Origin of the sequence: Snodgrassella sp. M0351, assembly GCF_016100575.1 — a bacterium.
In the GTDB taxonomy this organism is placed as follows: domain Bacteria; phylum Pseudomonadota; class Gammaproteobacteria; order Burkholderiales; family Neisseriaceae; genus Snodgrassella; species Snodgrassella alvi.
This window is the reverse complement of record NZ_JACFSG010000002.1, coordinates 205,178-218,434: the sequence shown is the minus strand read 5'-3', so window position 1 is coordinate 218,434 and position 13,257 is coordinate 205,178. Positions and strand designations below refer to the sequence as shown.

At 45.0% G+C, this 13,257-nt stretch carries 12 protein-coding genes; 4 read left to right on the top strand and 8 right to left on the bottom strand.

What is annotated here, in order from left to right:
• Positions 1 to 33 precede the first annotated feature (33 nt).
• The 8 genes from atpB to H3V01_RS08710 all read right to left on the bottom strand — a co-directional run bounded on the left by atpB (position 34) and on the right by H3V01_RS08710 (position 6,609).
• Positions 34 to 894, bottom strand: coding sequence for a F0F1 ATP synthase subunit A (gene atpB, locus H3V01_RS08745; protein WP_025331628.1), 861 nt, complete (start codon positions 892 to 894; stop codon positions 34 to 36).
• Entirely contained in the window at positions 891 to 1,223 is a 333-nt protein-coding gene (locus H3V01_RS08740) for an ATP synthase subunit I (protein WP_198186554.1), read from the bottom strand. Before H3V01_RS08740 ends, atpB begins: the two co-directional genes overlap by 4 nt.
• A 206-nt stretch (positions 1,224 to 1,429) precedes the next feature.
• Positions 1,430 to 2,284 (bottom strand): ParB/RepB/Spo0J family partition protein, encoded by an 855-nt coding sequence (locus H3V01_RS08735; RefSeq protein ID WP_198186553.1) that lies wholly within the window; start codon positions 2,282 to 2,284, stop codon positions 1,430 to 1,432.
• A gap of 87 nt (positions 2,285 to 2,371) precedes the next feature.
• Complete coding sequence (locus H3V01_RS08730) at positions 2,372 to 3,142, bottom strand: ParA family protein (RefSeq protein WP_025331630.1); 771 nt, start codon at positions 3,140 to 3,142, stop codon at positions 2,372 to 2,374.
• Positions 3,139 to 3,774: a 16S rRNA (guanine(527)-N(7))-methyltransferase RsmG gene (gene rsmG, locus H3V01_RS08725; RefSeq protein ID WP_025331631.1), complete on the bottom strand. Its 636-nt coding sequence runs from the start codon at positions 3,772 to 3,774 to the stop codon at positions 3,139 to 3,141. The genes H3V01_RS08730 and rsmG overlap by 4 nt, the downstream gene beginning before the upstream one ends.
• Entirely contained in the window at positions 3,767 to 5,659 is a 1,893-nt protein-coding gene (gene mnmG, locus H3V01_RS08720) for a tRNA uridine-5-carboxymethylaminomethyl(34) synthesis enzyme MnmG (RefSeq protein WP_198186552.1), read from the bottom strand. Before mnmG ends, rsmG begins: the two co-directional genes overlap by 8 nt.
• A 148-nt stretch (positions 5,660 to 5,807) precedes the next feature.
• Positions 5,808 to 6,131, bottom strand: a complete 324-nt coding sequence (locus tag H3V01_RS08715) for a hypothetical protein (protein ID WP_025331633.1) — start codon at positions 6,129 to 6,131, stop codon at positions 5,808 to 5,810.
• A gap of 40 nt (positions 6,132 to 6,171) precedes the next feature.
• The gene (locus H3V01_RS08710) at positions 6,172 to 6,609 is read right to left on the bottom strand and encodes a surface-adhesin E family protein (RefSeq protein WP_198186551.1); all 438 of its coding nucleotides are present in this window, start codon (positions 6,607 to 6,609) and stop codon (positions 6,172 to 6,174) included.
• A gap of 93 nt (positions 6,610 to 6,702) precedes the next feature.
• Between H3V01_RS08710 and recQ the strand changes: the two genes are divergently transcribed.
• From recQ to H3V01_RS08690, 4 genes are all read left to right on the top strand, one after another.
• Positions 6,703 to 8,493, top strand: a complete 1,791-nt coding sequence (recQ, locus tag H3V01_RS08705; protein WP_037394741.1) for a DNA helicase RecQ — start codon at positions 6,703 to 6,705, stop codon at positions 8,491 to 8,493.
• Positions 8,494 to 9,418: 925 nt separating this feature from the next.
• A complete protein-coding gene (gene nrdD / locus H3V01_RS08700) occupies positions 9,419 to 11,560 on the top strand; it encodes an anaerobic ribonucleoside-triphosphate reductase (protein WP_198186550.1) in 2,142 nt (713 codons plus the stop codon).
• A 2-nt stretch (positions 11,561 to 11,562) separates the two neighbouring features.
• The gene (nrdG, locus tag H3V01_RS08695) at positions 11,563 to 12,033 is read left to right on the top strand and encodes an anaerobic ribonucleoside-triphosphate reductase-activating protein (RefSeq protein WP_174830724.1); all 471 of its coding nucleotides are present in this window, start codon (positions 11,563 to 11,565) and stop codon (positions 12,031 to 12,033) included.
• Between the two features lie 381 nt (positions 12,034 to 12,414).
• A complete protein-coding gene (locus tag H3V01_RS08690; protein WP_174830780.1) occupies positions 12,415 to 12,972 on the top strand; it encodes a hypoxanthine-guanine phosphoribosyltransferase in 558 nt (185 codons plus the stop codon).
• The last annotated feature ends 285 nt before the right edge of the window (positions 12,973 to 13,257 follow it).

Sequence of the window (13,257 nt, the reverse complement as noted above, 5' to 3'; positions counted from 1 at the left end):
GAAAAGAGAATACTACAACAAATAAACTGACCCTTAATGGGAATCGTGAGCCTGACCCAGATAAACAAAAGTCAGTACCATAAAGAGATAGGCCTGCAGGGCGATTACCAGAATATGGAATATAGCCCATGCCAGACCTGCAATAATCTGCAGGATAAACAGCACAACATCACTGACACCGGCGGCACCGGACATACCCCATGCACCACCCATTAAGGCAATAACCATAAACAGAATTTCACCGGCATACATATTACCGAACAGTCGCATACCATGTGAAAGGGTTTTGGAGAAAAACTCAATAATATTCATCAGAAAGTTTGGGATAAACAACCAAACTTTGTTACCGAACGGCGCACTGAATAATTCATGAATCCAGCCACCCAGCCCCTTGATTTTAATATTATAAACAATACATAAAAACAAGACTGAAATAGCCATGGCCATGGTGGTATTCAGATCGGCGGTAGGTACCACACGCAGATAAGCATGATGATCACCGGTAGCATGCTGCCATGCCCATGGCAGTAAATCCACCGGCAATAAATCCATGATATTCATGAAGAGAATCCACATGAATACAGTCAGCCCCAGAGGAGCAATAATCTTACGAGATTTCTCGTTATGAATCATATCCTTGCAGATACCACTAACGAATTCAATCAGCAGTTCAATTGCAGCCTGAAAACGGGTTGGCACATCTGCTTTCATACGTCTGGCTGCTATAAACAAGATAGCAGAAGCGATTACACCGGTCAGAATGGAAAAGAATAGTGTATCCAGATTGAGAAATGAGAAATCAACCATATTTGTCTGATAATCTGGTGATTTCTGGGTGTAATTAATTAAGTGATGGCTAATATATTCGCCCGGAGTCATCTCTGTGCCGCTCATAATAACAATCTTTTTCTAAATGTGAACAATCCAGCCTGACTGACCAGTATTAGTCCTGTCAGGAAAGCAAACCAGTTAACAGCGGAATAGCATACATACACCAGTAACATCATCAGGCATATCATCAGAATTTTGCTAATCTCGGCTATTAACAGTGTTGCAGGTAATAGCGCCGGTAATTTTTTTGCAGCAATAATAGTTAATATCGCCAGTAATGTAGGTATCAGGTAACACAGCCCACCTAATACTGCTGACCAGATAGCAGAATAATTCCACAACCATGCGGACACGCAAACTGCGGCAAACAACATGACTGTTTGCCAAAACATGATCCACTTCATTCTGTTACCCTGAAAAACACTTCGGTAAGCTGCGATAATATAATCAACTAATACAATATCGTCAAGTAATTTTGTGAAATTTTGTTAAATTAAATACACCTAATTAATTAATTTTTCTATATATTTCTATAATATTGCTTGAACTGATAACCCAACTGAACAATTTTGCCACAGTTAATTTCTGTTTGCAGGAATTATTCTAGTCCCAGTTTCTGTAATAAATGACTTAAAGTTTCCGGATTATCAAACTGCAGAATAATCCGGCCGCTGCGCTGATTTTTACTTTGCACCTGCACAGGCACAGAAAAACGCTGCTCAAGTGCCGCTTCTATTTGCTGAACTTCACTGCTTTTTTCTGCCGGATGACGTTTGGCAGTCTCCGATTTAGCCTGAATTTGCTGACAGCGACGCTCAACTTCCCGCACTGACCAGCCATTTTGTACCGCTTTCTGTGCCAGGTCAATCTGCCGGATAACCGGCAAAGTTAATAAAGCTCTGGCATGTCCCATTTCCAGCTGACGGCCATACATCAGGTCCTGAACCGGCTGAGGAAGGTTAAGTAAACGGAGACTGTTAGAAATACTGCTGCGGCTGCGACCGACTGCTTTGGCTACTGTATCATGTGTAAGACCGAATTCATCTACCAGACGTTTCAACCCCTGGGCTTCTTCGATAGGATTCAGGTTCTGCCGCTGGATATTTTCAATCAGTCCCATGGCCAGCGCAGCTTCATCGGTAATACTTTTGATGACTACGGGTATTTCCTGCAACCCGGCAAGCTGAGCAGCACGCCAGCGACGCTCACCAGCGATAAGTTCGTACTGATGTAGCCCCATTTCACGTACGATTACTGGCTGAATAACGCCCTGAGCACGAATTGAATCAGCCAGTTCCTGTAACCCTTCATCATCAATCTGGGTTCGAGGCTGATAACGCCCGGGAATAATATCTGTAACTGCTACTGTTGTTAAACGATCCCCTCCGGTAATATCGCTACCGGAACCAAGCAGGGCATCCAGTCCTGCACCCAAACCTTTTGCTTTTACCATGTATTGCTCTTTAATTTCCGGATTAACACCACATTGTGGCAAAGGCTGTTATTACATAAATACATTTAATTTATGCTTATTAACTGCTTATTTGCTGGTACGCAGCAATACCTCATCAGCAAGTGCCAGATAGGCTCTGGTACCAGTGGCACGAGGATCGTATTGCAAGGCCGGCATGCCATGGCTTGGTGCTTCAGCCAGACGTATATTACGCGGAATCGGTGTACTGAACAGCTTATCGGGAAAGTGGGTACCCAGCTGTTCGTCCACCTGTTTTGCCAGCAAACTGCGCGGGTCGTACAGGGTACGGACAATACCTAAAATATCCAGTTGCGGATTGATGGCCTGGCGGATTTTACGCACGGTGGCAATCAGATCGGAAATACCTTCCAGTGCATAATACTCACACAACATGGGTACAATAATGTGCTGTGCTGCAACCAGACCGTTAATGGTTAATAAAGTCAGTGTCGGCGGGCAGTCAATGATAATGTAATCGTACTGATCTGCCACCTGTGCCAGTGCATTTTTCAGGCGCATTTCCCGCGCCAACTCCTGCACCAGCTCCACCTCAGCACCTGCCAGAGCACGATTAGCAGGCAAAACATCAAAACCGCCATGCTGAGCAGAAGTAATGGCCTGCTGAATAGTTTCATTACCAAGCAATACAGCATAAACTCCGCTGGTTACATTGGCTTTATTAATGCCACTACCAGTCGTGGCATTACCCTGAGGGTCGAGATCAACTATCAGAACTCTGGACTTTTTTTCCACCAGCGAAGCGGCCAGATTAACTACGGTTGTAGTTTTACCTACCCCGCCTTTCTGGTTGGCTACTGCAATAATATGCGCACTCATGCACTTTCTTTCTTGCGTACCAGAACCATATGCCGCTCTGCATCCAGATGCGGTACGCTGAGTTTATCTACCCGGATCAGTTCTGTATTTTCAGGTAACCGTTCAATTTCTTCATAGGGATAAACTCCCTTCATAGCCGCCCAGTAACCGCCTTTTGCCATCAGTTGTTTAGTGATGGTAACAAAATCATTCAATTCAGCAAAAGCCCTGCTGGTAATGACATCGAACTGCTCACCAACCATGGCTTCTACCCGTGCCGTTATAACCTGCACATTACTTAAGCCCAGCTCGATTACTGCCTGTTGCAGGAATGATGTTTTTTTGCTGTTAGCATCAAGCAGGGCGACAGCCAAATCAGGGCGTGCTATAGCTACGGGTATGCCCGGCATACCACCGCCGCTGCCTACGTCAATCAGGCCTCTGGCATGCTCTACATAAGGCAAAAGAGTGAGGCTGTCGAGAATATGATGACTGATAACATCCTGATCATTGCGCAGTGCAGTCAGATTGTAGGTACTATTCCATTTTTTCAACAGCTCTACAAAGGCCAGTAATTGTAATTGCTGCGGAACAGTCAGTTCGATATTCATCTGCTGCAAACCTTGTTGCAACATGGTTTTCATGTCATTCATATTTTTTTGCTCCCTCAAAACCCCGTTTCAGATGCACCATCAGTAATGCGACTGCCGCCGGTGTGATACCGGATATACGTGAAGCCTGTCCAACTGTTTCGGGACGAAATTGATTCAGTTTTTGTTGTACCTCTGCGGAAAGGCCTTTTACCAGTGTGTAATCAATGCTGGCCGGTAATTTTAGTTTTTCCAGATTCTGACGGTGGCTGATTTCTTCATTTTGCCGCTCAATATAACCCTGATATTTGGCCTGAATTTCTACCTGCTCAGCCGCATCGGCTTCAAGTACTTCTTGCTGTGCATCAGGTAAAGTCATTAAGTCAGCATAGCTAACATTAGGCCGGCGCAGCATATCCAGCAAACTGGATTCTTTACTCAGAGGCTGACCCAGCACTCGCTGCTGATCACTCAGTGGCAGATTCAATGGTGTATACCATGTGTGACTCATGCGTTGCAGTTCGCGCTCAACTGCTTCCTGTTTTCGCTGAAATATTTGCCATTGCGCATCATTTACCAGACCAACAGCTCGCCCCAGACCGGTCAGACGCATATCAGCATTGTCTTCACGCAATTGCAGACGGTATTCGGCACGGCTGGTAAACATGCGGTACGGCTCAGTAACGCCTTTAGTAATCAGATCATCCACCAGTACACCTAAATAAGCCTGATCACGTTGCAATACGAGTGGTTCAGCTTCACGCAGATATAATACAGCATTGGCTCCGGCAAGTAAGCCCTGAGCGGCGGCTTCTTCATAACCGGTAGTACCGTTAATCTGTCCGGCAAAAAACAGTCCGGCTATATTTTTGGTTTCGAGACTGGCCTTGAGATTACGCGGATCAAAGTAATCATATTCAATGGCATAACCGGGGCGCAGGATATGTGCGTTCTGCAATCCGGGCATTGAATGCACCAGCTTTAACTGAATATCAAACGGCAGACTGGTAGAAATACCGTTCGGATAATATTCGTGTGTTTTCAGCCCTTCAGGTTCCAGAAAAATCTGATGGCTTTCTTTATCGGCAAAACGATTGATTTTATCTTCTATAGAAGGACAGTAACGTGGACCGACTCCCTCAATCTTACCGGTAAACATCGGGCTGCGGTCGAAACCGCTACGGATAATATCGTGGGTGTGACTATTAGTATGAGTAATCCAGCAGGAAATCTGCTGCGGATGTATCTCCCGGCTGCCACGTACTGAAAATACTGGTGCCGGATTGTCGCCCGGCTGTTCTTTAAGCTGGCTGAAATCAATACTGCGACCATCAATTCTTGGCGGGGTACCGGTTTTCAGACGTCCCTGCGGCAAATTCAGTTCTTTCAGGCAGCCTGATAAACGCTGGGCAGCCGGATCACCGGCACGGCCACCGGCATAGTTTTCCAGACCAATGTGAATTTTACCAGCCAGAAAGGTACCTGCCGTCAGCACCACTGCACGACTACGGAATATAACACCCATTGCCGTCATTACCCCGACAGCACAGCCATGTTCCACAACAATATCTTCTACCTGCTGCTGAAATAATTGCAGGTTCGGCTGATTCTCCAGCATGGAACGGATAGCTGCTTTATACAGAATACGGTCGGCCTGTGCCCGTGTTGCACGTACTGCCGGTCCTTTTGATGCATTCAGGCGACGAAATTGAATACCTCCGTAATCAGCAGCCAGCGCCATTGCTCCGCCCAGCGCATCCAGTTCGCGCACCAGATGACCTTTGCCGATGCCGCCGATAGACGGATTACACGACATTTGTCCCAGAGTTTCGATATTGTGGGTAAGTAATAATGTTTGCGCACCCATACGCGCAGTGGCCAAAGCCGCCTCTGTACCGGCATGTCCGCCGCCCACCACAATTACATCGTATTCAATCGGATAATTCATTTGACAACAGTTGATTCCATAGCATTGTTTTTTCAAGAAACAATGCCTGAGCAAAATAGTGCTATTTTACGCGAGCTGTTGCCATTTGTCAGGCATGTAAAAATGCAAAGAGATTTTTCACCCCGGCAGTTATTGCAGCCTGTCTGTTTTAACGGCCGTGCACACCCTGCCATGCGGCATCCAGTCTGGTACCAGCTGCCTGTAATGCAGCATCAGCCTGCTGGCGCTGAACATCAGCCTGATTAAAATCATTTTGCAGACGAGTAACATTATCCTGTGCATTTTTCAGCTGTAACTGCGCCGATTGCAACTGAGTTTGCAATTGCAATGCTTTACTCTGGCTGGCACTTTGTGCTGACAGTGCCGCCTGATAAGCTTTCTGAGCACTGAGTAACTCTACATCGGCAGGAGATTCAGCCCATGCCGTAACCGCCAGACCTAAAATCAACCACAAGCTATATTTTACTTTCATGCCTGCTAACTTTCTTAATCAGAATTAATCTTAATTAGAATTAATGTGCACATACATGCTGATATTGCTGTTCGGAAGCTGAACCACTGGTAATACCCATCGGGCGCAAGTCTGTTTCACCGAAATGATCCTGACGGATCAGTTCGCCATGCGCATCCAGCAACTCTACATCAAGTACCTGGAATATTTTACGACTACAGTCAATCTGTGTTGTACTCAGTGCGGTTTTATAAGCCGGTGTGTTACTGTAATATTGCTGTTTAGGGTCGATAACGGTTTTGCGATCGCGGAAAGTAACCAGATTACCCTGGCGTTTAATACTGCCGCTATCAAGCGCATACTGGATATTACCACTGGCGGATACACCAAGCTCAACCCAGCTGCCGCTGGCTTTCGGAACATTGGTGGTAGTACATGCAGCCAGAATAGCACAAACAGCCAAACTGGTTATCAGGTGACGGAAATAAATGATTTTCATGCTAATTCCTTGCAACAGCCATCAGGTAACTGTCGGAAATAAAGGTAAATTGCAGTACAATACCCGTTTCAGATTAAATGTAACAGGTGTTTTGTGACCCATGCCGAGCAAATTTTACACGATGTTTTCGGCTATCCGGAATTTCGCGGACAACAGGCAGAAATTATCGACACAGTAGCCAGCGGTCATAATGCACTGGTACTGATGCCTACCGGCGCGGGCAAGTCTTTATGTTATCAAATTCCGGCATTAATGCGCGATGGTGTCGCTATTGTGATTTCACCACTGATCGCACTGATGCAGGATCAGGTTACAGCTCTGAATGTCAATGGTATTTCTGCTGCCTGTGTACACGGAGGCACCAGTGGTGAAGAGATACAGCGTATTGCTGATGAAATCGCGGCTGAGCATCTGAAGCTATTATATGTAGCACCGGAACGTCTGGTTATGCCGCGTTTTTTACAGTTTTTACACAACACCCGTATTAGCCTGTTTGCGATTGATGAGGCTCATTGTGTGAGCCAGTGGGGACATGATTTTCGCCCTGAATATCAGCAACTGAGCATTCTGGCAGACGAATTTGCCGGTATTCCGCGTATTGCCCTTACCGCCACAGCAGATAATGTCACCAGAGCAGATATTCAGCACTATCTGGATTTAACAGACGCACGATTATTTGTTTCCAGCTTTAACCGCCCGAATATTGACTATCAGGTTATTGAAAAAAACAACGGCAAGAAACAGTTATTACAATTCATCCGCAGCCAGATGTCCGGAGAGAATGGTATTGTGTATTGTCTGTCACGCAAGCGTGTGGAAGATATTGCTGCTTTTCTAAGCGAAAACGGTTTGACCGCCCTGCCCTATCATGCCGGACTGGACTGGGAAATACGCAGCCGGAATCAGCGCCGCTTCACACAGGAAGATGGCATTATTATTGTAGCAACAGTAGCATTTGGTATGGGTATAGATAAACCGGATGTACGTTTTGTTGCCCATCTTGATATGCCTGCCAGCATTGAACATTTTTATCAGGAATCAGGGCGTGCCGGCCGTGACGGCCTGCCTGCTACCAGCTGGTTGTGTTATGGTCTGAATGACTGGGTACTATTGCGCGAACGGATTGAGCTTGCTGAGCGCGATGAAGCGCAAAAACGCATTGATTTACAAAAACTCGATGCCATGCTGGCCTTTTGTGAGACTGCAGACTGCCGCCGCCGGCTATTGCTGCGTTATTTCGGAGAGGAAGGTGAGTCCTGCGGACATTGCGACAACTGCACTGATCCGCCCAGCAGATTTGACGGCACTGTACTGGCACAAAAATTACTTTCGTGCGTGTATCGGGTAAAACAGCGTTTTGCTACCGGACATGTGATTGATGTTTTGCGCGGTCGCGAAACAGACCTGGTAATACGCTGCGGACACCAGCATTTATCTACTTTCGGTATAGGCAGTGAATTAACAGTTAAAGAGTGGCGTACAGTGGTACGGCAATGCGTTGCGTCAGGGTATCTGAATGTTGATATAGCCAATCAGGCATTACAGCTTACTGAGCAGGCACGGGCAGTATTAAAAAACCAGCAACAGGTCTGGCTGCGACCATTGAAGCATGATAAAACCCGCAACAATCGCAATACTGATACCTGGCTGCGTACTGAACGCGAAGAACGTCTGTGGCAAACGCTGCGCAACTGGCGTAAAGAACGCGCCAGCAAAAACAATGTACCAGCCTATACCATTTTTGCCGACCGGACATTACAGGATTTAGTCCGGCATCCGCCGGCCACACTGGCTGATTTAAACCATATTTATGGATTAGGTGAAAGTAAAATCAGAAATTTCGGTGCAGATATTCTGGCTCTGTGTCGCAAATGGGCGCAGTAGCAGTCAAAGCGTCTCTGCGATTCTGCTCATAAATCACTTATTTTTATACCTTTTATCTTTGCTTATCCGGTCATGATTCTGCCTTTATACCAGCAAAGCAAATAGTTTTTCATAACAGGTGATTATCGGCAAAATAACACCTGATTTTGCCTACTTTATGTGCATGAGAATGTCCGGTAATGCGGGCATTCTGCTGCCGGTATCCTGCCATTATCTGATTGTTATTTTTTATTTGTTTTTTGGTAATTTATCGCATCTATTCTAGGGTTCATTTACCAATCCAACTGATTAGTTTGGCTGTATGCGTTTTTACAGCCATCACCTGTCTGCACATTTATAAAAGCATAGCAGCTCAATTTCGCCTGATAGGCATTCCTGCATTTATCAGGCACCTACCATGTTCAAATTTATCTGTATATAAGATTCACTATCATTACCGATGGCAAACTGTATTGTTTACCCGGTTGTCAATTATAAGTATCCCCATCTGATTTAACTTAGGCTACTTGCATAGCAATCATCTGATAATGACAATAAGCATATTACTGAAAATAAAATTATCTAATTCAGACCTGTTACCTTCTAACAGAGATTTCAGACGAGCTGGTTACAGATATCAGCATTTCAGTTGCAGGCAAGAAATGACCATTTTTTACACTTTGTTTTCAATAATATAAACCAATGATTTATCTATAATAAATAGCCATGTCAACCATGAATGATGCGCTATATCAAATAAATGTGAAAAATGCTGCTTTATTCATCATACAAATCCCATATATAGTAAAAAAAAGCGCAACAACAGCATTTAAACACTAAATATAGTATTTTTACATATAAGCACTGTGATCAGACAAATTGTTATTATTTAATAACAATGCAGTAACTGCTGCCGGTTATTACAGGCAGCAGAAGGATAATCAGCATGAAACCCATTGTAATTAAAAGAGATGGTTGTCACGTACCTTTTGATACAGCCCGCATCAAAGAAGCCATACAACAAGCAGCCAAAGCAGTACAGATTAACGATATCGATTATTGCCATCAGGTGGCAGAAAGTGTGGCCGGTCATCTTGCCGAGCGTGAATATATTGATATTCATGATATCCAGCAGGCTGTTGAAGACCAGTTAATGGCCGGACAGTACAAGGAACTGGCCCGTGCGTATATTGAATACCGCCATTCCCGCGATGTGGCACGTGAATCACGCAGTCGTCTAAATCGTGAAATTCAGGGTCTGGTTGAACAAACCAACTTTAGTCTGCTTAATGAAAACGCCAACAAAGACAGTAAAGTTATTCCGACACAGCGCGATTTACTGGCCGGCATTGTCGCCAAGCACTATGCACAACAGCACCTGCTGCCACGCGATGTGGTACTGGCACATGAACGGGGTGAAATCCATTACCATGATCTGGATTATGCGCCTTTTTTCCCGATGTTCAATTGCATGCTGATTGACCTGAAAGGCATGCTGACTAACGGCTTCAAAATGGGTAATGCCGAAATCGAGCAGCCGAAATCAATTGCCACTGCCACTGCGGTAACAGCACAGATCATTGCACAGGTAGCCAGCCATATTTATGGCGGCAGCACCATCAACCGTATTGATGAAGTACTGGCTCCCTTTGTTCGTGCCAGCTACAACAAACATCTGGCAGTAGCAACTGAATGGCAGATTGCCAATGCAAACGACTATGCACGCGCACGTACTGAAAAAGAGTGTTATGACGCCTTTCAGTCACTGGAATATGAAGTTAATACCCTGCATACGGCCAATGGTCAGACTCCTTTTGTAACCTTTGGCTTTGGGCTGGGCACAAGCTGGGAAAGCCGGCTGATACAAACCGCTATTTTACGCAATCGCCTCGCAGGCCTTGGTAAAAATGGCAAAACAGCCGTTTTTCCCAAACTGGTATTCAGCATAAAAGATGGTATTAACCACAAAGCCGATGATATTAACTACGATATTAAACAACTGGCTCTGGAATGCGCTTCCAAACGTATGTATCCGGATATTCTTAACTATGATCAGGTTGTCGCTGTTACCGGTTCCTTCAAAACCCCGATGGGCTGCCGCAGTTTCCTTGGTGTCTATGAAGAAAACGGGGAGCAAATCCATGAAGGACGGAACAATCTGGGGGTTATCAGCCTGAATCTGCCCCGTATCGCCATAGAAGCCAGATATGATGAAACACGTTTCTGGCAGTTACTGGATGAACGTCTGCAACTGTGCCGCAAAGCACTGATGACACGCATTGCCCGTTTTGAAAATGTCAAAGCAAGAGTAGCTCCGATTCTGTATATGGAGGGTGCCTGCGGGGTACGTCTGAATGCCGATGATTCAGTAGCTCAAATATTCAAAAACGGCCGTGCCTCAATTTCACTAGGTTACATCGGTCTGCACGAAACCATTAATGCCCTGTATGGTACCGAAAAACATGTTTTTGATAGCGAAACCCTGCGCGAGAAAGCCATTGCTATCGTACAAAAACTGCGTGACACTGCCGACCGCTGGAAAGCTGAAACCGGTTATGGTTTCAGCCTGTACAGCACACCCAGTGAAAACTTGTGTGATCGCTTCTGCCGGCTTGATACTGCCGAATTCGGAGTTATCAATGGTGTGACCGATAAAGGTTACTATACCAACAGCTTCCATCTGGATGTTGAGAAAAAGGTTAATCCTTACGATAAAATCGATTTTGAAGCACCCTATCCGAAAATGGCCAGTGGCGGTTTTATTTGCTACGGGGAATATCCGAATTTACAGCACAATCTTAAAGCATTAGAGGACGTATGGGACTACAGCTACCATTATGTCCCCTATTACGGAACCAATACACCGATCGATGAATGCTACGACTGTGGATTCAGCGGTGAATTTTCCTGTACCAGCAAAGGTTTTGTCTGCCCGAAATGCGGCAATCATGATCCTGCACGGGTATCCGTTACCAGACGTGTATGCGGTTATCTGGGCAGTCCGGATTCCCGCCCGTTTAATGCTGGCAAACAGGAAGAAGTCAAACGACGGGTCAAACACCTTGGTCAGCAATGTGGTGCACTGTAAGTATGAATTATCATCAGTATTATCCGGTTGATGTTGTCAACGGTCCCGGAACCCGCTGTACGCTGTTCGTAGCCGGCTGTGAACACAAATGCCGGGGCTGCTATAACGCCACCACATGGCGGACAGATTCCGGTAAGCCATTTGACCAGCAGATGGAAGAGCTGATTATCAGCGACCTTAACGACAAACGTATTGTGCGTCAGGGGCTGTCGCTCACCGGCGGAGATCCGCTGCACCCGCATAACCTGAATGCTATCCTGAAACTGGTCAGACGGGTACGGCAGGAAACCGAACATAAAGACATCTGGTTATGGACAGGCTACACACTGGCAGAATTATCACCGGCGCAAATGCAGATTGTAAATGAAATCAACACCCTTATCGACGGTAAATTCATACAGGAACTGAAAGATCCGGCGCTAGTCTGGCGCGGCAGCAGTAACCAGCAGATTCATTACCTGCATCCGGTATAATTCAACCATTTGACACCATTGTAGTTAACAGATTAATTCTGCATAACAGCAATGGTGTTTCTTTATTTCTTGCCGTCAGAAAATTTTTCTAATAAACCAGCCAGTTATTTTACTCGCATGTTCTCAGACTGCCCGAAATGGCCGGAATAGCATAAAATTCGCGTATTGCAAGTAAAATTCTGGGATAATTTACCTTTAATATTCTGGTTTAAACAATCAAAACACATTCGTCTTAGTGCTGCCAAATCACCAGAGCAGCACAAATTTACTCAATTAAACCGTAGACAACACTACCTGCATCTATTCTGAGCATATTGGTGGTCAGTTAATAGTGACATACGGTTTTATTTACCCGGATACACATGGACAATACCAATGAGCATAATTGATGTAACTGACAGACGCGCCGAAACTCAGGCAATGCTGGATAAAGCAGATTTATTGTTTGACCGCAGAACCTGTGAAACCAGGCTGGAGCAAATGGCTGCGGACATCACTGCAGCATTAAGTGATAAATACCCGCTGGTATTACCGGTGATGGGTGGTGCAGTTGTTTTCACCGGAAAATTACTGCCATTACTGCGTTTTCCGCTGGATTTTGATTACATCCATATTTCCCGCTATGGTGATAAGCTTAAAGGTGGTAATTATCAGTGGCTGCGTGCCCCGCAGAATGCGGTAGCCGGACGCCACATTCTGGTACTGGATGATATTTTGGATGAGGGGCATACACTGGCAGCCGTAAAAAAACAGATACTAGAAATGGGTGCAGCCAGCTGTTCTACAGCTGTTTTTGCCAACAAACTGATTGGCAAAGAAAAGCCCATTATGGCTGATTTTGTCGGACTGGATGTTCCCAATCGTTATGTTTTCGGGTATGGCATGGATGCTGAAGGTAAATGGCGTAATCTGGACGAAATTTATGCTCTGGCTGAGTAATCGTCAATAACAGTATTATTGTATGCAGGCCATGGTTATCTACACCGTGGCCACTTGCTCATTCTTAGATTTTCCGGTTTTAAAATACATATAGCATAATCAAATTTAATTCCATCATTATCATTAATAAAATCACGGTCTACTCAAAGCTATAGCATTAAAACTGTATCTAAATCATTAATATATCTACTGCATTAAATGATTATTTTTGAAAGACAGCAAACTGTTTCAAATCTGCTTTAAAATATATTTTTTATAAAAAATAAAGAATTAATGCGGGATTAA